This is a genomic window from Roseburia lenta (assembly GCF_014287435.1).
GTDB lineage: Bacteria > Bacillota > Clostridia > Lachnospirales > Lachnospiraceae > Pararoseburia > Pararoseburia lenta.
Map to the genome: position 1 here is coordinate 674,079 of NZ_JACOPG010000002.1, position 23,403 is coordinate 697,481.

Below are 23,403 nucleotides of genomic sequence, written 5' to 3' on the forward strand. Positions count from 1 at the left end.
GATATATTGCTAAAAATGTCATTTTGTGTCAGATATTGTGGTTTATAACTTATCCACATACTAAGTCTATTATCCACTTTATGCACAAAGATAGCCCTATAACGTCGTATTTTGGAAAATAAAGAAAATAAGGTGCCTGTATTATCCCCTATACCTATGATGTTTTTGTTGATAAAATGGCTTTATTAAGGTATTATAGATGATAGGTTATTAGGATAAAGAACGGGGACTACATATGAATTTAGAACTTATTCAGGAAAAATGGGATGATATTTTACAGAGTTTCAAAGAAGAACACTCTATTTCTGATATTTCCTTCAAATCCTGGTTATTACCACTGGAGCCAACATCCATTGAAGATGATACACTAATCGTTGTCTTTGATCCAAAAGATGATCAGGAATCCGATCCTGACCAGATGGCAATCAATTATATCACCAAGAAGTACGCAAAGTTTCTTGCCATCATGATCAGTGAAGTATGTGGCTTTACTAAGGAAGTAAAATTGCGTTTTGCCTTACCGGGCGAATTCAGCACACCGGCTATCAATGAGACTTTTATTCCAAAGTCAGCCAACTATGCAACTTCTAATTTAAATGCAAAATACACCTTTGATACTTTCGTCGTAGGTGGCAACAACAAATTTGCCAGACAGGCATCTCTCGCTGTTGCAGAATCTCCGGGCGAAGCATACAACCCACTTTATATCTATGGTGGACCGGGACTTGGAAAAACACACCTTTTACATTCCATCGGCAATTTCATTATCAATGAAAATCCTGATAAAAAGGTACTTTATGTGACTTCCGAACAATTCTTAAATGAAGTCATCGAAGGCATTCGTGGATCCAATTCTTCCAATGCCATCACAAAGACCAGAGAAAAATATCGTTCGGTTGACATCCTTCTGATCGATGACATCCAGATTTTAATAGGTAAGGAAAGCACGCAGCAAGAATTTTTCAATACTTTCAATACCCTTTATTTGGCTGGAAAGCAGATCGTTATCACTTCCGATAAGCCGCCAAAAGAGATGGAGACTTTGGAAGAAAGAATCCGCTCCCGTTTTGAAAGCGGACTCATGGCTGATATCGGCAATCCTGATTATGAGACAAGAATGGCGATCTTGCGCAAAAAAGTCGAATCTGAAAAGATCAATCTGAGTGATGATATCTTGGATTACATTGCTGAGAATATCAAGTCCAACATCCGTGAACTGGAAGGGGCACTCAACAAACTCATTGCCTACTCCAATCTGGAAAAGAGCGAGATCACCATGGATATTGCCATGCGTGAACTTCAGAATATTATTTATCCGGACAAGCCTAGAGAAGTTACACCGCAACTCATCATTGAAGTTGTTTCTGAACATTATAATATTCCTATGGAAAAGATGCTTTCCAAGGATCGCAGTAAATCCGTTTCCAGACCGCGTCAGATTGCCATGTTCTTATGCAATACCATGACAGATGCTACCTTAGAAGGTATCGGTCAGTTACTCAACGGAAGAGATCACTCTACTATCCTACACGGACGTAATGTGATTGAAGAAGAATATAATAATGATGAAGAATTTCGTAAACAGATCGACACCATCAAAAAGAAGATCAATCCAAATTAGATGAGATTGTGTATAAGTTGTTGATTTCTATGTTTAAATATATGGGATAAGTTGTGAATTTATGTTTACAGCCTGAGGATAAAGGTAAAACACCTTAAGAGGTTGTCCCTTTTATCTACAAAACATCCTCTGTGTTTCCTCAGCCTTTCAACAGTACTTTTTGATTTAACTTTTAGGACAAGTCCAGAAACCATCAGCGTTTCACGACTTATACACTTTTGCACACCCTATAATAATATTACTATTAATTTCTATTATATTTATCTATGTTAAACTGAAAGGAGTTTTACCGATTATGAAGATCACCTGTCAAAAAGCAGAACTAGCAAAAGGAGTAAACATCGTTTCAAAAGCAGTTCCTACCAGAACTACCATGGCTATCTTAGAATGTATCTTAATCGATGCTTCTACAAATGAAATCAAATTAACAGCCAATGATATGGAAATTGGTATTGAAACGATCATTGAAGGCACGATTGAAGAAAGAGGTATCATTGCATTGGATGCCAGATTCTTTTCTGATATTGTTCGTAAACTTCCTGATAATGAAGTTACCATTGAAACAGATGCTACCTTTAAGACAACTATTACCTGTGAAAAGGCAAACTTTACTATCGTAGGAAAATCCGGTGAAGATTTTGCTTATATTCCGATCATTCCTCGTAATGAGCCGATCTTACTTTCACAGTTTACATTAAAGGAAGTGATCCGCCAGACCATTTTTTCTATTGCAGATAATGAAAATAACAAATTGATGACAGGTGAATTATTTGAAATTGAAGGAAATCATCTGAAAGTGGTTTCTCTGGATGGTCATAGAATTTCCATTCGTAACATCGAATTAAAGGAATCTTATGAAAATAAAAAGGTCGTTGTTCCAGGAAAGAGCCTGATAGAAGTCAGCAAGATCATTCCGGGATCCACCGAAGAAATGGTAAATCTCTTTATTACAGACAATCATATTATTTTTGAATTCGACAATACAACGGTTGTTTCCCGTCTGATTGAAGGCGAATACTTCAAAATCGATCAGATGTTGTCTACCGATTATGAGACAAAGTTTAAGATCAACAAGAGAGAACTTTTAGACTGTATCGACCGTGCGACTCTGATGGTAAAAGAAGGCGACAAAAAGCCGATCATCATGGATATTACCGATGGAAACATGGAATTAAAGATCAATTCTGTTGCCGGATCCATGAAGGAAGATATCGAGATCGGCAAAGAAGGTAAGGATATTTTGATCGGATTCAATCCAAAGTTTTTTATCGATGCCCTTCGTGTTATTGATGAGGAAGAAGTATCTATTTACATGGTTAATCCAAAGGCACCATGTTTTATTAAGGATGATGAGGACAAGTACATTTACCTCATTCTTCCGGTAAACTTTAATACAGCGACAAACTAAGAGGAATATAAAATGGAAGAAATTAGTTTAAGAGAGGGCGATGACTATATCAAACTTGGACAATTACTCAAAAAAGCCAATATGATGTCCTCCGGTGTGGATGCCAAGATGGTCATTTTAGATGGACTGGTAAGTGTCAATGGCGAGGTGGAACTTCGTCGTGGCAAAAAAATCTACCCGGGTGATGTGGTTACTTTTGAGGGAGAGAGCGTTAAAGTAGTCAGATGATCATAAAGTCCATAGAATTAAGTAATTTTCGTAATTATGAACATTTAGATATTACATTTGATGAGGGCACCAACATTTTGTATGGTGATAATGCCCAGGGAAAGACAAATATCTTGGAAGCTGCCTATGTCAGTGGAACGACAAAGTCACACAAGGGCAGCCGGGATAAAGAGATGATCCGTTTTGACCAGACAGAGTCTCATATCAAGACGCTGGTGGAAAAGAACGAAAAGGAATACCAGATCGATATCCACCTCAAGAAAAATAAGGCAAAGGGCATTGCCATCAACAAGGTTCCCATCAAGAAAGCAAGCGAACTTTTTGGTATTTTAAATATTATTTTCTTTTCGCCGGAAGATCTGAACATCATTAAGAACGGACCGGCAGAGAGAAGAAGATTTATTGATGCAGAACTTTGTCAGTTGGATAAGATTTATTTATCGGATCTGACAAACTACAATAAGATATTAAATCAGCGGAATAAACTTCTCAAAGATCTTTATTTTAACCCGAGTCTCAAGGAAACACTTCCGGTATGGGATATGCAGCTTGTCAACTACGGCAAAAAGATCATTGCCAGAAGAAATCAGTTTATCATGGAATTAAATGAAGTCGTTCATGATATCCATTACAAGATTTCCGGTGGCAGGGAAGAAATGGTTATCAAATACGAACCAAATATTGAGGATATTTTCTTTGAAGATGAATTGATACGCGCCAAGGAAAAAGATTTAAAATATGCACAGACTTCAGTCGGACCGCACAGGGATGACCTAAAAATCTCTGTGGGAGATATTGATGTGCGTAAGTTTGGTTCGCAGGGGCAGCAGAGATCTTGTGCTCTGTCGCTGAAATTATCAGAAATCAAATTAGTAGAGCAGACCATTCATGATAAACCTGTTCTTTTGCTTGATGATGTACTTTCAGAATTGGATCATAATAGACAAAATTATCTCTTACAGGCGATCGACGATACACAGACTATCATTACCTGTACGGGTCTGGATGATTTTGTGAAAAATAGATTTACCTTGAATAAGGTATACGAAGTAGAGAATGGATGCGTTCATTTACATAGCAATATGATGGAGGATAAAAATGAGTCAGAATAATCAGGAATATGGAGCAGATCAGATTCAGATATTGGAAGGATTAGAGGCTGTTCGTAAGCGTCCGGGTATGTACATCGGTAGCACATCTGAGCGTGGATTGCATCATTTGGTATATGAGATCGTTGACAATGCCGTAGATGAGGCTTTGGCAGGATTTTGTAACCATATTATTGTAAGCATCAACGAAGATGGCACGGTTACGGTAGAAGATGATGGTCGTGGTATTCCGGTCGGCATCAACTCAAAAGCAGGAATTCCTGCGGTTGAAGTTGTATTTACAGTTTTACATGCCGGCGGTAAGTTTGGCGGTGGCGGATATAAGGTATCCGGTGGTCTGCATGGTGTAGGTGCATCTGTTGTAAATGCGCTTTCTAATTGGCTGGAAGTAGAAATCTGCCGTGACGGTAAGGTTTATAAGCAGCGCTATGAGCGTGGAAAGACCATGTATCCTTTGAAAGAGATCGGTACTTGTGATCCGGATAAGACAGGAACTAAGGTTACTTTTTCACCGGATGGATCTATTTTTGAGACAACGACCTTTGATTTTAATACCTTAAAGGTGCGTCTTCGTGAGACCGCATTTTTGACAAAAAATCTCCGCATTACTTTGCAGGATAAGAGGGAAGATCCGATCAATGAACGCGTTTTCCACTATGAAGGAGGTATCAAGGAATTTGTTACCTACCTGAATAAAGGAAATCAGGAACTTTATCCTGAGGTTATCTATTGTGAAGGCGAAAAAGATGGCGTTTATGTAGAAGTTGCCATGCAGCACAATGATTCCTACAATGATTCGTCTTATTCTTTTGTTAATAATATCATCACACCGGAAGGTGGTACACATCTGGCAGGATTCCGTAGTGCGCTTACAAAGACCTTTAATGCTTATGCCAGAGAAGCAAAGATTTTGAAGGAAAATGAGAGTGCCTTTAGTGGAGAGGATATCCGTGAAGGATTGACTGCGATTATCAGTATCAAGATCGAAGAGCCGCAGTTTGAAGGACAGACAAAGCAAAAACTTGGAAATAGTGAGGCAAGAGGAGCGGTTGACAGTATTGTAAGTGAGCAGTTGACTTACTTTTTGGAGCAGAATCCGCAGGTTGCCAAATCTATCTGTGAAAAAACGCTGCTTGCGCAGCGAGCAAGGGAAGCAGCCAGAAAGGCAAGAGATCTGACCAGAAGAAAGACTGCTTTAGAGGGAACCTCACTTCCGGGTAAACTGGCAGACTGTTCCGATAAGGATCCAAAAAATTGTGAGATTTTTATCGTCGAGGGAGATTCCGCCGGTGGATCTGCAAAAACAGCGAGAAGTCGTGCAACACAGGCTATCTTGCCTTTGCGTGGTAAGATTTTAAATGTAGAAAAAGCTAGAGAAGATAAGATTTACGCAAATGCCGAGATCAAGGCGATGATCACAGCCTTTGGTACCGGTATCCACGAAGATTTCGATATTACAAAACTTCGTTACCACAAGATCATCATTATGACAGATGCCGATGTCGATGGTGCGCATATTGCAACACTTATGCTTACCTTCCTCTATCGTTTTATGCCGGAACTCATCAAGCAGGGCTATGTATATCTGGCAACACCGCCACTTTACAAGATTGAAAAGAATCGCAAGGTCTGGTATGCCTATAGTGATGAAGAACTCAATAACATTTTGACAGAGGTCGGTCGTGACGGAAATAATAAGATCCAGCGATATAAGGGACTTGGAGAGATGGATGCAGAGCAGCTTTGGGAGACAACCATGGATCCGGAGCGCCGTATCTTAAAGCGTGTTATGGTTCATGATGAAAATGCTTCTGAAATTGACGTTACATTTTCAACTTTGATGGGTGATAAGGTAGAACCTCGTCGTGAATTCATTGAAGAAAATGCAAAATATGTTCAGAATCTTGATATTTAGTAGGAGGACGTTTACAAATGGATGACAAGATTTTTGATCAGATTCATGAGGTGGATCTGAAAAAGACGATGGAAACATCATATATTGATTATGCCATGAGTGTAATCGCGTCCCGCGCCCTTCCTGACGTTCGAGACGGACTCAAACCGGTACAGCGTAGAGTTTTATATTCTATGATCGAATTGAATAATGGACCGGACAAGCCACACAGAAAGTGTGCGCGTATTGTCGGTGATACCATGGGTAAGTACCATCCGCACGGTGATTCTTCTATTTATGGAGCACTTGTCAACATGGCACAGGAATGGTCGACCAGATATCCACTTGTCGACGGACATGGTAACTTTGGTTCTGTGGATGGAGATGGCGCTGCTGCCATGCGTTACACAGAGGCAAGACTTTCCAAGATTTCCATGGCTATGCTTTCCGATATCAACAAAGATACCGTAGACTTCATGCCAAACTTTGACGAGACGGAAAAAGAACCAACCGTTCTTCCTTCCCGTTATCCAAACTTGCTGGTAAATGGAACAACAGGTATTGCTGTTGGTATGGCGACAAATATTCCGCCACACAATCTATGTGAAGTTATCGCAGCCGTGGTAAAGATTATTGATAATCAGGTAGAGGAAGATCGTGAGACAGATATTGAGGAATTACTTGAGATCGTCAAGGGTCCTGATTTTCCGACCGGTGGTACGATCTTAGGTCATGCCGGTATTGATGAGGCATATCGTACAGGACGCGGTAAGATCCGTGTGCGTGCGGTATCTGAGATTGAGCCGATGAACAACGGCAAGAACCGTATCGTTGTAACCGAACTTCCATATATGGTAAATAAGGCACGCCTGATCGAAAAGATCGCAGAACTTGTCCGCGATAAAAAGATTGACGGTATTACCGATCTTCGTGATGAATCATCACGAGAAGGTATGCGTATCTGTATTGAGTTGCGTCGTGATGTCAATCCGAATGTCGTGCTCAACTTACTTTACAAGCATACACAGTTGCAGGATACTTTTGGTGTAATTATGCTTGCCTTGGTCGGCAACCAGCCAAAGGTACTCAACCTCTATGAACTTTTAAATTATTACTTGCTGCATCAGAAAGATGTCGTAACCAGAAGAACCAGATACGACCTGAACAAGGCAGAAGAAAGAGCACATATCGTACAGGGATTATTGATCGCTCTGGATAATATTGATGAAGTGATCAAGATCATCCGTGGTTCTGCTGATGTGGCTACGGCAAAGCAGCAGTTGATGGAGCGTTTTGCTTTATCAGAAGCACAGGCAAATGCCATTGTTGAGATGCGTTTGCGCGCATTGACCGGTTTGGAAAGAAACAAACTGGAAGAAGAATATAAGTCTTTGATGGAACTCATTACGGAGTTAAAGGCAATTCTTGCAGATGAAAAGAAGTTGCTTGGTGTTATCAAGGAAGAAATCCTTGCTATCTCTGATAAGTATGGGGATGATCGTAGAACCTCTATCGGATTTGATGAATATGATATTTCCATGGAAGATATGATTCCGGTTACAAATACTGTTATCACATTTACAAAACTTGGCTATATCAAGCGTATGAATGTGGATAACTTTAAGAGCCAGCATCGTGGCGGTAAGGGAATCAAGGGCATGGAGACGATCGATGAAGATTACATTGTCGAAATGATGATGACGACATCGCATCATTATCTCATGTTCTTTACCAATACCGGTAGAGTTTATCGTCTGAAAGCCTATGAGATTCCGGAATGTTCCAGAACCGCAAGAGGTACTGCTATTGTCAACCTTTTGCAGTTGCAGCCGGACGAAAAGATCACATCCATGATACCGATCAAGGAATACTCAGACAGCCAGTATCTTTTCATGGCTACCAAGAATGGTATTGTGAAAAAGACGAAGATCACAGATTATGAAAATATCCGTAAGACGGGTCTTGCAGCCATCAATCTGCGTGAAGATGACCGTCTGATTGAAGTAAAACTGACAGATAATAGTGAGGACATCATTCTGATCACCAAGTTTGGTCAATGTATCCGTTTCCATGAGACAGATGTAAGAAATACCGGACGTACTTCTATGGGTGTTATCGGTATGAGTCTGACAGACCAGGATGAAGTGATCGCAATGCAGCTTGCTTCTCAGGGAGATTCTCTGATGATCGTTTCTGCAAAGGGTCTTGGAAAGTGCACACTGGTAGAAGAATTTACACCGCAGAACCGTGGCGGTAAGGGTGTCAAGTGTTACAAGATTACAGAAAAGACAGGAAATGTCGTTGGATGTAAGGCTGTCAATGAAGATGATGAGATGATGCTTATCAATACCGAAGGTATTATTATCCGCATCAAGGTCAATGATATAGCACTTCTCGGAAGAATTACTTCCGGTGTGAAATTAATCAATGTCGGTGAGGGCGTTACGGTTGCAAGTATTGCAAAAGTACGCAAGGAAGACATGATTATGGATGAAAGTGAAGAAAATCAGGAAGATTCTACAGAAGAATAAGAAGTAAAATAAAACTCCGCCAGAGTTGATTGCAGTTAATTGCAAAACTGGCGGAGTTTTATCAATCTGTGAGTTCGCTATAAATTTCTAAGGTTTCTTTATCATCAAATCCATTTACATAATAATTTTTTTCATCAGCCGAAAAATTTATATAATACTTGTGTTGCGGATTTAAGAATAGTTCATAGTTTCCCTGATTTCTCACATGGAATTTTCCCTTTAAGAGATTATCCATAGCGGTTCCATTGCTTTTTACCATAGATGGCAGTTCATCTACCAAAGATACATTGGAAATGGTATCTGTATCAATAGCATAGTTTTCAAAAATGTGTTCACAGTAAAGAGTGTCATCTTTTATGACAAGGTGGATTGGTGTAAATTCTTCCATGATCATAAAAATACTGATAAAAGGAATACTGAGCATTGCAATAATAGAAAAGATTGTAAGCCCTTTTCCGAGACCTGTTGCCATATTTACGGAAGTTCCAATGCCGGCTCTCGTTTCTACTATGCTGCTTTTGTCCTTAGGATTGTAGTAAAACAGTCCAAAGATCCATGCCTCGTCTTCGTTGGTCTTAAATGCCGGATCAAAAGAACTTGCATAACGTTTTTCAATATTTTTGAATTTTTTTCCTAATGGGATGATCAAGATCAAGAGGACAAGGGCATAAGCAATGGATCCAACAAGAAAAATACCTAGATGGATAGTATCGGATATAAGAGGCAAAAAGGTAATCAAAGTATAGACAAGGTTTAGCCAGACACAGGCTAACCAGAAATTTTTCCACACGTTTTTTTTGGATCTGGTGTAATTGATGTTGATGTCACTGTCATTGCAGATGACTTCCACCGGTCTACGATCCATCCAGAGAGCAATAATCCAGTACAATAAACTGATAGCCGCAATGATAAGAACCATAATCGTGCTGTCAAAATCTGTTTTTTCAGAGATAGCCGAAAATACAATGGAAAGGATAAAAACGAAAAAACTGAGAAAAGTCGGAAGGAAGAATGGCAAAAATCGTACCTTTCTGACATTTCCGGCATTTTTCATCTCTACATAAGATACTAAAATCTGATTTTCGTATAATTGATTTTCCTTTTTCCATTTCTTTAACTTTTTATTGGCTATGGCATATGGCACATAAAATAATAGAATTAAGAGCATGAGCCAATTCATCCAGATTGTAAACTGTATGGAAAAATGACTTGTCAGTAAACTGGTGAGAGGAATCGCAAAAAAGATGAGAAGCAGGATGTTCATCTGCTTCTTAAAGTCGCTTATGATCTTCTGAACTGCAGGTTGCTCTACCCATTCTTCCTTCATGGATACAGAAAACAACAAATGATCATGAAATTTATGGTTGTTTTTTAAAACGAAATAAATGATAAGCAGTACCGGATATGTACTAATAAAAAGAATGATATTAAACATAGATCTGCCTCCTAAAAATACTTTTCACATAATTGGAAAAATTCTTCCTTTGAAAATCCGCGAATGTTTGCCTCGGATATGATCTGCTGCAAATTGTCCAAAGAAGTTTGTGAGAGATATTTGCCCTGGTCAAATTCATTTCGGATCCTTGCGCCGTTTCTGCGGTCGGTAACGATATAGCCTTCCTGTTTTAAAAGAGCATAGGCTTTGTTTACCGTCATGGAATTGATCCCGATTTCTTCTGCAAGGGCGCGCACGGTAGGTAATTGTTCCCCGGGCTGTAATTTCCCATCAGAAATACCTAAGACAATCTGATTGCGGATCTGTTTGTAAATAGGAATTTCAGAAACCTCGTCAATACAGATGACCATGATAGACTCCTTTCTTCTTATTTTGTATTATTTAGTGTAATACAAATAATACAAAAGTCAAGAGAAAAAATTACCCATTGCTGATACAGACACCTGCGTATATAATAAATTTTAGATGTAAAGGAGAATATGCATGCGGTTAGTAATTCAGCGGGTAAATCATGCATCTGTCAAAGTAGATGGTGACGTGATCGGAAAGATCGGCAAAGGGCTTTTGATATTTCTTGGTGTGGCGGATGGCGACACCAGAGAAATGGTAGATAAATATGTCAAAAAGTTGCAGGGACTTCGCATTTTTGAGGATGCGGATGGAAAGACAAATCTGTCCATAAAAGATGTGGATGGTGAAATACTTATAGTATCACAGTTTACACTTTATGCGGACTGTAAAAAAGGAAACCGACCGAGTTTTGTCAAAGCAGGCGCACCTGATTTTGCCAATGGACTTTATGAATATTTTAAAGAAAAATGTCAGGAGGCATTTGGCAAGGTGGAATGTGGCAGTTTTGGCGCAGATATGAAAGTGAATCTGGAAAATGACGGACCATTCACGATCCTGTGGGATAGCGACTGGTGGTAGAGGGAGAAAATACAATGAGAGAAATAGCGGTAAAAGACATCACAAAAGAAATTGCGGATATGTGCATTCAGGCAAATCACTATCTGTCAGAGGACATGGATCAGGCACTGAAAGTTGCGACAAAAGAAGAAAAATCTCCTCTGGGCAAAAAGATTTTGGAGCAGTTGCAGGAAAATCTCACGATCGCAGACCAGGAAACCATTCCCATCTGCCAAGATACCGGTATGGCAGTTGTCTTTATGGAGATCGGACAGGATGTGCATTTTGTCGGCGGTAGTCTGGAAGATGCCATCAATGAGGGTGTGCGCCAAGGTTATATTGATGGCTATCTGCGCAAGTCTGTCGTAGGTGATCCGATCGAGCGCGTCAATACCAAGGATAATACACCGGCTGTCATCCATTATTCTATCGTGACCGGAGATAAGGTAAAGATCACATTTGCGCCAAAGGGTTTTGGCAGTGAAAATATGAGCCGGATCTTTATGTTAAAACCTGCCGATGGAATCGAGGGTGTAAAAAATGCCATTCTCACCGCGGTAAAGGATGCAGGTCCGAATGCCTGCCCACCTATGGTCGTAGGTGTCGGTATTGGCGGAACCTTTGAAAAATCTGCACTGATGGCAAAGCAGGCACTTACCAGAAATCTCAATCAGAAGCCGGAAATTCCATGGGTGGCAGATCTGGAAAAAGAAATGCTTGAAAAGATCAACGGACTGGGAATCGGACCGGGTGGACTCGGCGGAAGCACCACGGCACTTGCAGTCAATATCAATACTTATGCAACACATATTGCGGGACTTCCGGTGGCAGTCAACATCTGTTGTCACGTCAATCGCCACGTAGTGAGAGAATTATAATTGTAAAAAGGGGTTTCAGATGGATAGACATATTACATTACCAATTACAAAAGAAATCGCAGAAAGCCTGACTTCTGGGGACTATGTATATCTGGATGGTCAGATGTATGTAGCACGCGACGCAGCGCACAAGCGTATGATGGAAGTCCTGGATCGTGGAGAAGAACTTCCGATCCCGATCAAAGATGCAACGATTTATTATATGGGACCTTCACCTGCCAGAGAGGGCAGACCGATCGGTTCCGCAGGACCGACAACAGCCAGCCGTATGGATAAATACGCACCGCGCATATTAGATCTGGGACAAAAGGCTATGATCGGTAAGGGAAAGCGGACAAAAGAAGTCTTAGATGCTGTCATCCGCAATCACGCTGTATATTTTGCAGCCGTTGGCGGTGCCGGTGCCCTTCTTTCTAAATGCATCACAGAGTCAGAAGTCATCTGCTATGATGATCTGGGTGCAGAAGCCATCCGTAAGATTATGGTCGAAAATTTTCCGGTCATAGTTGTAGCAGATTGCCACGGAAATAATCTCTATGAAACAGCCATTCTGGAGTATCAGAAATAAAAGAAAATTGCGAAGAAATGCAATATTTCCGTTGACAAATGGGGATACCTTTAGTAGAATAGTTTGTGCATTGTGAATATTGATTTGGTTCGACTATGGAGAAGTACTCAAGTGGCCGAAGAGGTGCCCCTGCTAAGGGTATAGGTCGGGTGACCGGCGCGAGGGTTCAAATCCCTCCTTCTCCGTTTTCATAATGCATATGGCTCCGTGGTCAAGCGGTTAAGACATCGCCCTTTCACGGCGGTAACACGGGTTCGATTCCCGTCGGAGTCACTTACATCTTGACGGATGTATGACTTTTTTATATAATGCATCATGTTGATGCAAGTTATGGCGCCATAGCCAAGTGGTAAGGCAAAGGTCTGCAACACCTCTATCACCAGTTCAAATCTGGTTGGCGCCTCTGATTTAGCGGTTCACAGTAGTGAGCCGCTTTTGTTTTTATATCACAGGAAAAACCTGTGGAATTCCCTGATTTGTAAAGATGAGGAGACCTTATGATAAGCAGAGAAATGATTATATCTTATCTGACAGAATACAGTGCAATCGAAGAAATATTTCGCACATATTATGAACAGGATGGTAAAGTGAATTCTTTTTATGATATGGAAAAAAAATATGCTTTTTTTATGAAGGAAGGTAGCAGATTTCTTCAGAGAAAAAAAGAACTCGATGAAAAATATCCCAAAAAGATTCTTGATCTGGATAATGTAGATTTGGATGCATGGGAAAAAGAAAATGTACAAAAGAATATGGATCACGAAATAAAGGAAAAAAACAGAGTACATTTTCTTCACAAGGAATTTTTTGAAACAGACAAAAACATCTTTATCAATAAACACATTCGATTTTCTCCCGGAGAATTTCACGATCATGAATTTATAGAGATGTGCTACATATATAAGGGAAAGGTTGATCAATTTTTACGCAGTAAAGAAGGAAAAGCAGAAAAAAAGGAGACTTTGAATCAAGGAAACCTGCTGATCATTCCGCCGGGAATGCAGCATAAAGTAAATATTTATGATGACAGTATGATGATCAATATTGTAGTTAATAAATACACTTTTGAGAAGACATTTCTGGGGGATATTCCGCAACAGAGTCTTTTGCATCAGTTTTTCAGTGAGGTACTTTTTTCGCAGGAATCCAATGCATATCTTGTTTTTTCAGGTGGAAATGATGAAGTATTAAGGGACAAGTTACTTGATCTCATGGTAGCTTATCTGAATGAAACTACATACGGAGCAAGAATTTGTGATCATTATCTGAGTATCTTTTTTCTGGAACTTCTTGGTCAGTGTAAAAATGTAAAATTGTCCTCCAGGCTTGGAAAAGAAGGAGAGCAGATGACACAGATTTTATTGTATATCAATCATAACTATGCAAGCATTTCCCTAGAAGAAGTCGCAGAAGAATTTCACTATTCAAAAACTTATCTGAACCGGATTTTTAAAAAACACATGGGTACGACTATTTTAAAACAGATTCAGGATACACGTTTGCAGGAGTCTTGTCTGCTTTTGAAAAATATGAGAATGTCTGTGGAAGATATTGCCCTACATGTCGGATATGAGGATACATCCTATTTTATCGAACTGTTTAAGAAAAAGTATAAAAAGACACCTTTACAATATAGAAATGATATTGATTAGTTTTATATCACCATATTATATGGTATGAAAGACCTCTTTTTTTGTTTTATTTTGCAATCTACAATAAAGAAAAGATTGCTAAAAACAAAATGGGAGGTTTTTTCATGAAGATCAGAGATTTACAGGTAAACCATCTGTCTAAGCCATGGAATATCGAGACTATATGATCGATACAGAATGGATGTGGGGAGAATGGCTGGAGCCAGACCAAAGACTTGGTTATTTGCATGCTTCCTATGATTCTCCATATGGAAAGATCACGTCTGACTGGAAATATAAAAAAAACCGTATTGTCTACACCTTTGAGATCCCGGCAAATATGACTGCTACGGTCCGATTGGAAGGCTGCGATCCAGAGACCCTGAAGGCAGGATCTTATGAGAGAGTTGTGTCTTTATAGTTTTGATATACAAATGTATAGTTAATAAATAAGGCAGAACAAAGAGAAAGCCTTATCTCCAACGAATTTGTATAGTAAAGTTGAAAAAATAGCCAGATCAGACAAATTTGTTTACATTTCGTCGAATTTTCCGACATCTGATTTTATAAACTCTTTATAATTTAATCATAAGCCACAGAGATACTGCACAACTTTCTACGAAATAGGAAAGCGCAGTGTTGAGAAGTGATAAATGAAAAGAATATGGAGGGTTTGACTATGGCAAACGAGAAAAAAGCCGGCATTTTTAATGCCAGCGCACGTGATGGCGTTCAGTATCGTAAAGCATCCATGCTCGAAATGATACTTGGTAACGCAAATAACGGATGTGGTATCTGCTTTTATTTGCTGATGATGTATGCATCTTACATTGCAAATGCAGGATACGCAATCGTACCGGCAGTTGCAGGTATCATTATTACAGGAACAAGACTTTTTGATGGATTCACAGATGCGCTTTTTGCAGCATTGTTCGAAAAAATGAATCCAAAACATGGAAAGATCCGTATCTTCCTTGTGACTGGATGGGTGATGGCAGCACTTGCAGTTCTTATGATGTTTGATTGGGCATCCGGTAAATACACAGGAACAACTGGTATTGTAGTATTTATCCTTATTTATGTTGTATATATCTGCGGATATACCATCAATGGTATGGCAGGTGGTACGATCGGTATCGTACTTACGAATGACCCAACACAGCGTCCAATGATGGGTGTATTTGGAACATTGTTCTCATATCTTGTTCCACTTATTTTTAACAACATTGTTACCTTTGCTATTTTGCCTAGATACGACAATCAGTATAATGCTCCGATGCTGAAAGAAGCTTGCTACTGGTATGTAATTACAGCTGGTATCTTTATGTTACTTGCATGCTTCGCTGTTCGTAAGTCAGATAATGCAAAGACATTTGAAGTTATCGGAAAAGATGGTCAGAAGAACCAGACCGTTAAGTTTAAGGACATGGTTGCTATCTTAAAAGACAACAAGCCTTGCCAGATGTATATGCTTACCGGTATTTCTGATAAGTTGGCTCAGCAGGTCGGATCACAGTCTATCATTACAACCATGGCGTCCGGTATCTTGATCGGATCCTATGCAGCAGCAACTATGATCGGTAACTTTACTATGATCGTAGGTATTTTATTTGCCTTTGGTGGTGGTGTATTCGTTGCTAAGATGGGTGCAAAGAAGGCAACAACCGTTTGGTCATGGCTTTCTATTGCAGTAGCAGTGATTACAGTTGTATTCTGTGCGATCTTAGGACCAACCGGTATGAAGTCCATCGGTGTCTTCGGTGTACCAATGATCATTTATGCATTATTGCAGTTGGCTACAACCGGTACAAAGATGGTTCTTACCACAACAGGTACTGCTATGAAGGCAGATATTGTTGACTATGAATATGCAAGAACAGGTAACTACTTACCGGCTGTTATTTCCGGTGTTTACAACTTTATTGATAAACTCATCACATCACTTGCATCTACCATTGCAGCATTCTGTATTACATTGATCGGATATAAGGATACCGTTCCTCAGATGGGCGATCCTGCAACAAAGGGTGTATTCTGGATGACAATGTTCTTAATGTTCGGTCTTCCAATTCTTGGATGGTTGTGCAACATCGTTGCTATGAGATTCTACAAACTGAACAAGGAAGAAATGGTTGAGGTTCAGAAGAAAGTAGCAGAGATGAAGGCAAAAGCAGAAGCAAACGAAAATGCAGAAGCATAAAATACATAAGTCATAAAATAACAGGAGTCGGGACGAAAGTCTCGGCTCCTTTTCCTATGACTGTTTTTATTCCTTTGTCTGGTTCTGTTTGCGGTATTGCATAGGTGTCATTTTATATTTTTCTTTAAAGACTTTATAAAAATGTGTTTGGTTGGTAAAACCCAAGTCTCTGGAAATATCAGCAATAGTCTGGTCAGTATCCAGAAGACGTATGCTGGCTTCCTTCATACAAAAATGCATGCCATAATCAAAAAGGGAAAGTCCCGAGTATTTTTTACAGATGGCATTGAGATAGGTGCCGGAATAACTGAGTGCATCAGACAATTTTTTTCTGGAGATATGTCCGTGGTTTGCCTCTAAAAGTTTGGTGATCTGCTGGAAAAGGCGGTTTTCCGTGTCTGTTCCGATGCGGATAGGAACTGAGTTGTAATAATCCGGGCGGGAGAGATTATAGAGCAGGTCTAAAAAGAGACCTTGTACCCGAATATTGGCATCCGGCGTAGGATCGACCGTGATATGTACGATCTGATCTAAGATGCTGTGCACATGCTTTACCAAAAATGTATGCTCTTTTTGGGAAATCAGATCCAGATAATTCTTATTTGCCGTTTGTCGTTCGTTGATATTGTTATCCAGAAACTGTAAGAATTTGGAGTCCTTTGTCTTATGTCTGCCAAAGATATGCAGGGTCATGCATTCATATAGGTGTTTCAGAAAATTCGATGAGATCTGGACAAATGCAACGCGATAGTAATCGCGATATTCCTCAGTATGCCGCACATTTTTATTGAGGATACAGCAGCTTCCTTTGGTATAGAGATGTCTTTCGTTTTCGATATTCTGATATACCTCCCCATCCAATACGATCATGATCTCATAAAAGTCATGTTTATGAAGATTTCTTCCATCCGGTACCTGCTTAAGTTCCTTCATGGATAGTTCAAAGAAGAAAGTCTCTTTAGGCGAGATTATGGTCAATTTCTGATAATGATCCGGGTTGTCCGGCTGAATGGAGATCAACATGAGACGGTAAGGATGGTTTAAAACAAATCGTCCTGTATTTGATGAATCATGCTGAATAATAAAATCACTTTGTGCTTCACTGATATCACTTTGTGGATGACCTGTCATAAAAAACATAAATATTACCTCGAATATGTAAAAAAATAATAAAATCACAGTTAAAACTGATATGTTTCTATCACATATAATTATATATGATAGAAATATCCAATACAAGTTGTGTTGAAAGGGGTAAAACAACAATGGGAAAAACAAAAACAAATTCTACCGATAACAACCGGATCAAGGCAATTTCCGTAAATTTTAGATAAAACCCTTCTTGTAAAAGCGGTATGTGCAGTCCTTGGATTGCGCATGCCGTTTTTTACTTGTTGACAAATGAAAACCTGCGCCTGTATAATGAGGGAGATTGATAAATACGTTGATGGAAAAGAGTAGAGATACAGAGATCGGAATCAGAGAAGCGTCGGTTGGTGCGAGACGCAGAAGACGGTATCTTGAATACCTTCCTGAGTAGCAGTCTGAACCTGGATCTATAGTTCAAAAGTAGGATGCGCCGGATTGGCACACGTTATCGTGCTAAGAGTTTCACATGACATTATTTGTTATGAGACTTGATGAGGCAGGTATCGTGAGATATTTGTGAATAAAGGTGGTACCACGAGTTTACTCGTCCTTTATCTTTGGAAGAAGATAGAGGGCGTTTTTTTATTCCTATAAATAACGCTCTGTAACAGATCTTCCACGCATAGAATATAAGAGCAACTTTTGTCAGGTTGCGGAAATGGAGGAAAAAATGACAATTTATGATGAATTGGTTGCTAGGGGACTGATCGCCCAAGTAACAGACGAAGAAGAGATCAAGGAGTTGATCAATAACGGAAAGGCTACATTCTATATTGGATTTGACCCTACCGCAGACAGTCTTCATGTAGGACATTTTATGGCACTTTGTCTGATGAAGCGCTTGCAGATGGCTGGAAATAAGCCGGTTGTATTGATCGGTGGCGGAACAGCCATGATCGGTGATCCATCCGGAAGAACCGATATGCGTCAGATGATGACAACAGAAACGATCGCACATAACGTAGATTGTTTCAAAAAGCAGATGAGCCGCTTTATCGATTTTTCAGAAGACAAGGCAATTCTGGTAAATAATGCAGACTGGCTGATGGGCTTGAATTACGTTGAGTTGCTGCGTGATGTTGGACCACATTTTTCCGTCAATCGTATGCTTACCGCAGAGTGCTACAAGCAGCGTATGGAGAGAGGACTGAGTTTTCTTGAGTTTAACTACATGATCATGCAGAGTTATGATTTTTACATGTTATTCCAGAAATACGGATGTAATATGCAGTTTGGCGGAGACGATCAGTGGAGCAATATGTTAGGTGGTACAGAACTCATCCGTCGTAAACTTGGAAAAGATGCCTATGCGATGACGATCAATCTTCTTCTTAATTCTGAAGGCAAAAAGATGGGTAAGACCCAGTCAGGTGCCGTTTGGCTTGACCCGAATAAGACATCACCGTTTGAGTTCTACCAGTACTGGCGCAATGTATCCGATCAGGACGTTTTAAAATGCCTGCGTATGCTTACTTTCCTGCCACTTGAGCAGATCGACGAGATGGATAAATGGGAAGGAAGCCAGTTAAATGAAGCTAAGAATATCCTTGCCTATGAACTTACCAAATTGGTGCATGGCGAGGAGGAAGCCGTAAAGGCAAAAGAGGCTTCTAAGGCACTCTTTTCTACCGGAAGTGCTGCAAATATGCCGACGGAGACCATCACAGAGGATATCTTTAAGGATGGCAGTGTTGACATCTTACAACTTCTGATCAGTGCAAATCTTGCCACAAGCCGTAATGAAGCAAGACGTGCGGTAGAGCAGGGCGGTGTTTCTGTCAATGGCGAAAAAGTAACAGATTCACATGCAACTTATGAAAAAGAAGCCTTTGCAGAGGAATTTATCTTGAAAAAGGGCAAGAAGAAATTCTGCAAGGTAGAGTTGGCATAAAATAATTATTCTGGGGGTATACATATGATAGCAACAATGGGAAATGTTTTTTATTTTGACTGGGAATTTGATCTTTTGTATTGGTTTCAGGGACTGCACAATCCGGTCTTAGATAAGATCGTGGTGGCGATCACATCACTTGGTAATGCCGGAATCTTTTGGATTCTGCTTACGATCGCTATGCTGATTTTCTGCAAAGATAAGAAGGTGGTCTGGACATCTGCGCTTGCCCTCTTATTTTCACTGCTGGTGATCAATGTATTTTTAAAAAATACAGTCATGCGGGCAAGACCTTGCTGGATTGATGATTCAGTAACGCTCTTAGTGAAAAATCCAAAGGATTATTCCTTCCCGTCGGGGCATTCTTCTGCCTCTTTTGCATCTGCGGTATCCATTGTCCAGTATGCAAGGTATCGAAAGCAGGGAATTGCAGCAGTGGTTTTGGCGGCGCTGATCGCCATTTCCAGAATGTATGTCTTTGTGCATTTTCCAACAGACGTGCTGACGGGAACCATTCTAGGCATTATTGAGGCAATTCTCGCGGGTATCACTGTACGCTTTATCTATCGCAAGATGGAGGAGAAAAAAACAAAGATTGCATAGTAGGATTGTATCTATAAAAGTACAATGGATGAGACATGCTTTACATTGACACTTTCTGACATTTCCGATATATTGAAATGGCTATGAGGGAGTAGCTAGCACATAAGAATTGTGTGATTTGTCAACAGACCCGGCAATAGCCTGGCAAATCTTAAATGGTGAGACTCATATGTATATGGTGACTATTACATTTTGTAGTAGCAGATCATATACATATGGAGTCTCTTTTTTATTCTATAAGATAATCTTTATTTTTATGGACAAGCACACATACAAAAGTTAAAATCCACACACTTTAGAAGAAGGAAGTAATATGGGACTTGTTGAACTCATGTTGATGGGCGTAGGACTTGCTATGGACGCATTTGCCGTGTCTATTTGCAAGGGTCTTGCCATGCGCAAGGTCAACAAAAAGCAATGTTTTGTCATTGCGCTTTTCTTTGGCGGATTTCAGGCGTTGATGCCATTTGTTGGATGGCTCTTGGGAAGTCAGTTCGCAGATAAGATCAGCGCGATCGATCATTGGATTGCATTTGTTTTGCTTGCTTATATTGGCGGCAAGATGATGGCAGAGGCAATCAGGGAAAAGGATGAAGTCGTAGAGATTGATCAGATGGATCCGCCACTTGATATCAAGGAAATGTTCATTTTGGCGATCGCGACCAGTATCGATGCGCTGGCGGTTGGCATCACATTTTCATTTTTGGAAGTTAACATTGTGGAAGCCATTACGATCATAGGTCTGGTAACGGCGGTCATATCTGCGATCGGTGTCTTTGTTGGTAACATTTTTGGAAACAAATACAAGGCGAAAGCAGAACTGGTAGGTGGTCTGATCTTAGTATTACTGGGATTAAAAATTTTGACCGAGCATCTGTTGGGATAAGAGAAGGGCAGTATATTTATAGGAGGAAAAGAAATGGCAGTAACAATTTTAAAGGCAGTGGTCGTACTGATCATTGGTTTTGTATTATTAGTAAAGGGAGCAGATTTCTTTGTTGAAGGTGCTTCATCGGTTGCAAAGATGTTAAAGGTTCCATCACTCATCATCGGTATGACGATCGTTGCAATGGGAACCAGTTTACCGGAGACATCTGTAAGTATTGCGGCATCCATGAACAATCAGAATACACTTGCGGTCAGCAATGTTGTCGGATCCAATATCTTTAATCTGATGGTCGTACTTGGTATCTGTGCAGTGATCTCAAAGTTACAGGTAAGCCGGGATGTCTTAAAAAGAGACTATCCGTTTTCTGTGCTATGTGCCATTCTACTGCTTGTTTGCGGATGCATTGGCATGGAACTGGGGCGTATCGATGGAATTGCCTTCTTGGTCATCTTTGTAGGATTTATCGTAGTTTTGATCAAGAGTGCAATGGATGCAAGAAAGCGTGGAGAAATCTCTGAAAAAGAGCGTGAGATGAACGAAGAGATGAGTGAAATGAAAGAACAGCCCGTCTGGAAATCCATTATCTATATCGTAGGTGGCGCTATTGCTATCAAATATGGCGGCGATTGGGTTGTAGACTCTGCCTCTACCATTGCTACAAGTTTTGGTATCAGTGCAACGCTTGTCGGGCTTACCATCTGTTCCGTTGGAACATCTTTACCGGAACTTGTGACATCCATTGTGGCAGCCAGAAAGAATGAATTGGATATGGCAGTTGGCAATGTCGTTGGATCGAATGTCTTCAATATTCTGATGGTGCTGGGTGTTGCGGCAACCATCAGCCCGATCACTTTCCTTATGGAGAACGTGATCGACATTATCGTGCTTTTAGTATTCTCACTGATCACATGGGTATTTTGCATAACCAAAAAGGAAATCGGCAAAAAGGAAGGCATCATCATGCTGGTTCTGTATGCTATTTATCTTGTCTATATTTGCCTGAGATAAAATATTATTTAACTATTAAAATAGCCGCCTGTGGGCGGCTATTTTGCTTTCTATCATTATAATCATGTTTATTGCAAAAGAGGATATCCTGTTTAAAAATAAGTTATTATGGGATATAATAAGACCATGGAAAATACAGAGATCATAAGTTTCATAGAGCAAGCCATCGAGGCAAGAAAAAATGCATATACGCCCTATTCCCACTTTGCTGTCGGTGCAGCACTTTTGGGAAAAACTGGCAGGATCTACACAGGATGCAATATTGAAAACGCGGCATACACACCGACAAATTGTGCTGAGCGGACAGCGTTTTTTAAGGCAGTCAGCCAGGGCGAGCACGAATTTTCAGCCATTGCCATTGTGGGTGGCAGGGCAGACATGACTTGTGCGCAGATCTGTCCGCCGTGTGGTGTCTGTCGTCAGGTCATGCGGGAATTTTGCAAGGACGAATTTTTGATCTATCTGGGAAAGCAGACGCCGGAGGGAGAGATCTCTTACCGGACGATGACATTAGGTCAACTTTTACCGGAAAGTTTTGGACCGGATAATTTATAAGATGAGCCAAAGGGGATACTCCATATGGCAAAAGGAACGTCCCTAAAAAGGAGGTAACGTATGGTTGATTACACAGAAGGGTCCGGCAAACAGTATCATACCGGAATCGGACCGGAAGACATTGGAAAATATGTGATCCTGCCGGGAGATCCCAAGCGTTGTGCCAAGATCGCTGAACATTTTACGGATGCGCATTTGGTGGCAGATAGTAGAGAGTTTGTTACATACACAGGGATGCTGGATGGGGAAAAAGTCAGTGTGACTTCAACCGGGATCGGTGGACCGTCGGCAGCCATCGCCCTTGAGGAATTGTCAAAGGCAGGTGCGCATACCTTTATCCGTGTGGGTACTTGCGGTGGCATGCAGCAGGATGTATGTGGAGGTGACATAGTGATCGCCAGCGGTGCTGTCCGTATGGAAGGGACTAGCCGGGAATATGCACCGATCGAGTATCCGGCAGTAGCGGATGTCGATGTCATGCATGCCTTGATACAGGCAGCAAAAGAGAAAGAAATCACATATCACGCCGGTGTTGTCCAGTGTAAGGATTCTTTCTTCGGACAGCATGAGCCGGAGGTCATGCCGGTATCCTATGAACTGGAGAATAAGTGGCAGGCATGGCTTCGGATGGGCTGTCTGGCATCCGAGATGGAATCTGCGGCACTCTTTATTGCAGGCAGTTTTCTGCGGGTGCGCGTGGGATCCTGCTTTTTGGTTGTGGCAAATCAGGAGCGTGCCAAGTTGGGACTTTCCAATGCACAGGTACATGATACGGAACTGGCGATTGAGACAGCCGTGGATGCCCTTCGAATCTTAATCCGGGATGACAAGACAGGATTAGAAGTATTGTAAATGCTAAAGATATTAGAGTAGAT

At 40.5% G+C, this 23,403-nt stretch carries 21 protein-coding genes, 3 tRNA genes and 1 other annotated feature; of the genes, 21 read left to right on the forward strand and 3 right to left on the reverse strand.

The annotated features are described in order from the left end of the window. The first annotated feature begins 235 nt into the window (after positions 1-235). The 6 genes from dnaA to gyrA all read left to right on the forward strand — a co-directional run bounded on the left by dnaA (position 236) and on the right by gyrA (position 8,791). Positions 236-1,621, forward strand: a complete 1,386-nt coding sequence (gene dnaA / locus H8R94_RS07250) for a chromosomal replication initiator protein DnaA (protein WP_118534927.1) — start codon at positions 236-238, stop codon at positions 1,619-1,621. 295 nt (positions 1,622-1,916) lie between these two features. Then, positions 1,917-3,029, forward strand: a complete 1,113-nt coding sequence (gene dnaN, locus H8R94_RS07255) for a DNA polymerase III subunit beta (protein ID WP_118280659.1) — start codon at positions 1,917-1,919, stop codon at positions 3,027-3,029. Between the two features lie 12 nt (positions 3,030-3,041). Continuing rightward, complete coding sequence (locus H8R94_RS07260) at positions 3,042-3,257, forward strand: RNA-binding S4 domain-containing protein (protein WP_118280660.1); 216 nt, start codon at positions 3,042-3,044, stop codon at positions 3,255-3,257. Then, the gene (gene recF / locus H8R94_RS07265; RefSeq protein ID WP_186854250.1) at positions 3,254-4,369 is read left to right on the forward strand and encodes a DNA replication/repair protein RecF; all 1,116 of its coding nucleotides are present in this window, start codon (positions 3,254-3,256) and stop codon (positions 4,367-4,369) included. Before H8R94_RS07260 ends, recF begins: the two co-directional genes overlap by 4 nt. Further along, entirely contained in the window at positions 4,356-6,281 is a 1,926-nt protein-coding gene (gene gyrB, locus H8R94_RS07270) for a DNA topoisomerase (ATP-hydrolyzing) subunit B (protein WP_186854251.1), read from the forward strand. Before recF ends, gyrB begins: the two co-directional genes overlap by 14 nt. Positions 6,282-6,298: 17 nt before the next feature. Next, positions 6,299-8,791 (forward strand): DNA gyrase subunit A, encoded by a 2,493-nt coding sequence (gyrA, locus tag H8R94_RS07275; protein WP_186854252.1) that lies wholly within the window; start codon positions 6,299-6,301, stop codon positions 8,789-8,791. 61 nt (positions 8,792-8,852) lie between these two features. Here gyrA and H8R94_RS07280 read toward each other — a convergent pair whose 3' ends face one another. Both H8R94_RS07280 and H8R94_RS07285 read right to left on the reverse strand, forming a co-directional pair. Further along, a complete protein-coding gene (locus tag H8R94_RS07280; protein WP_186854253.1) occupies positions 8,853-10,226 on the reverse strand; it encodes a PH domain-containing protein in 1,374 nt (457 codons plus the stop codon). Positions 10,227-10,237: 11 nt separating this feature from the next. Continuing rightward, entirely contained in the window at positions 10,238-10,597 is a 360-nt protein-coding gene (locus H8R94_RS07285; RefSeq protein WP_186854254.1) for a GntR family transcriptional regulator, read from the reverse strand. A gap of 133 nt (positions 10,598-10,730) precedes the next feature. On the opposite strand from H8R94_RS07285, the gene dtd reads away from it, so the two are divergent. The 9 genes from dtd to H8R94_RS07330 all read left to right on the forward strand — a co-directional run bounded on the left by dtd (position 10,731) and on the right by H8R94_RS07330 (position 16,433). Beyond that, positions 10,731-11,177, forward strand: coding sequence for a D-aminoacyl-tRNA deacylase (gene dtd, locus H8R94_RS07290; RefSeq protein WP_186854255.1), 447 nt, complete (start codon positions 10,731-10,733; stop codon positions 11,175-11,177). A 14-nt stretch (positions 11,178-11,191) separates the two neighbouring features. Then, positions 11,192-12,034, forward strand: a complete 843-nt coding sequence (locus tag H8R94_RS07295) for a fumarate hydratase (RefSeq protein ID WP_186854256.1) — start codon at positions 11,192-11,194, stop codon at positions 12,032-12,034. Positions 12,035-12,053: 19 nt separating this feature from the next. Further along, entirely contained in the window at positions 12,054-12,602 is a 549-nt protein-coding gene (locus H8R94_RS07300) for a Fe-S-containing hydro-lyase (RefSeq protein ID WP_186854257.1), read from the forward strand. 97 nt (positions 12,603-12,699) lie between these two features. Further along, positions 12,700-12,787: transfer RNA gene (locus H8R94_RS07305), tRNA-Ser, on the forward strand. Positions 12,788-12,803: 16 nt separating this feature from the next. Then, a tRNA-Glu gene (locus H8R94_RS07310) sits at positions 12,804-12,875 on the forward strand. Between the two features lie 59 nt (positions 12,876-12,934). Beyond that, positions 12,935-13,005: transfer RNA gene (locus H8R94_RS07315), tRNA-Cys, on the forward strand. Positions 13,006-13,099: 94 nt separating this feature from the next. Next, positions 13,100-14,254: an AraC family transcriptional regulator gene (locus H8R94_RS07320; RefSeq protein ID WP_186854258.1), complete on the forward strand. Its 1,155-nt coding sequence runs from the start codon at positions 13,100-13,102 to the stop codon at positions 14,252-14,254. 163 nt (positions 14,255-14,417) lie between these two features. Beyond that, positions 14,418-14,654, forward strand: coding sequence for an alpha-L-rhamnosidase C-terminal domain-containing protein (locus H8R94_RS07325; RefSeq protein WP_186854259.1), 237 nt, complete (start codon positions 14,418-14,420; stop codon positions 14,652-14,654). A 258-nt stretch (positions 14,655-14,912) separates the two neighbouring features. Beyond that, positions 14,913-16,433 carry an MFS transporter gene (locus H8R94_RS07330; RefSeq protein WP_158575184.1) on the forward strand — a complete coding sequence of 507 codons (1,521 nt, stop codon included), beginning with the start codon at positions 14,913-14,915 and terminating at the stop codon, positions 16,431-16,433. A 66-nt stretch (positions 16,434-16,499) separates the two neighbouring features. Here H8R94_RS07330 and H8R94_RS07335 read toward each other — a convergent pair whose 3' ends face one another. Beyond that, entirely contained in the window at positions 16,500-17,573 is a 1,074-nt protein-coding gene (locus tag H8R94_RS07335) for an AraC family transcriptional regulator (protein WP_118534919.1), read from the reverse strand. Between the two features lie 295 nt (positions 17,574-17,868). Further along, positions 17,869-18,137 (forward strand) — a binding site (T-box leader). Between the two features lie 115 nt (positions 18,138-18,252). On the opposite strand from H8R94_RS07335, the gene tyrS reads away from it, so the two are divergent. The 6 genes from tyrS to udp all read left to right on the forward strand — a co-directional run bounded on the left by tyrS (position 18,253) and on the right by udp (position 23,380). Then, positions 18,253-19,473, forward strand: coding sequence for a tyrosine--tRNA ligase (gene tyrS / locus H8R94_RS07340; RefSeq protein ID WP_186854260.1), 1,221 nt, complete (start codon positions 18,253-18,255; stop codon positions 19,471-19,473). Between the two features lie 24 nt (positions 19,474-19,497). Further along, on the forward strand, positions 19,498-20,076 hold the full coding sequence (locus H8R94_RS07345; RefSeq protein ID WP_243238471.1) for a phosphatase PAP2 family protein: 579 nt from the start codon (positions 19,498-19,500) through the stop codon (positions 20,074-20,076). 313 nt (positions 20,077-20,389) lie between these two features. Then, positions 20,390-20,962, forward strand: coding sequence for a manganese efflux pump MntP (locus H8R94_RS07350; RefSeq protein WP_186854261.1), 573 nt, complete (start codon positions 20,390-20,392; stop codon positions 20,960-20,962). Positions 20,963-20,995: 33 nt separating this feature from the next. Further along, positions 20,996-21,973, forward strand: coding sequence for a calcium/sodium antiporter (locus H8R94_RS07355; protein WP_186854262.1), 978 nt, complete (start codon positions 20,996-20,998; stop codon positions 21,971-21,973). Between the two features lie 108 nt (positions 21,974-22,081). Continuing rightward, on the forward strand, positions 22,082-22,528 hold the full coding sequence (locus tag H8R94_RS07360; protein ID WP_330593026.1) for a cytidine deaminase: 447 nt from the start codon (positions 22,082-22,084) through the stop codon (positions 22,526-22,528). A 60-nt stretch (positions 22,529-22,588) separates the two neighbouring features. After that, a complete protein-coding gene (gene udp / locus H8R94_RS07365) occupies positions 22,589-23,380 on the forward strand; it encodes a uridine phosphorylase (RefSeq protein WP_118534916.1) in 792 nt (263 codons plus the stop codon). The last annotated feature ends 23 nt before the right edge of the window (positions 23,381-23,403 follow it).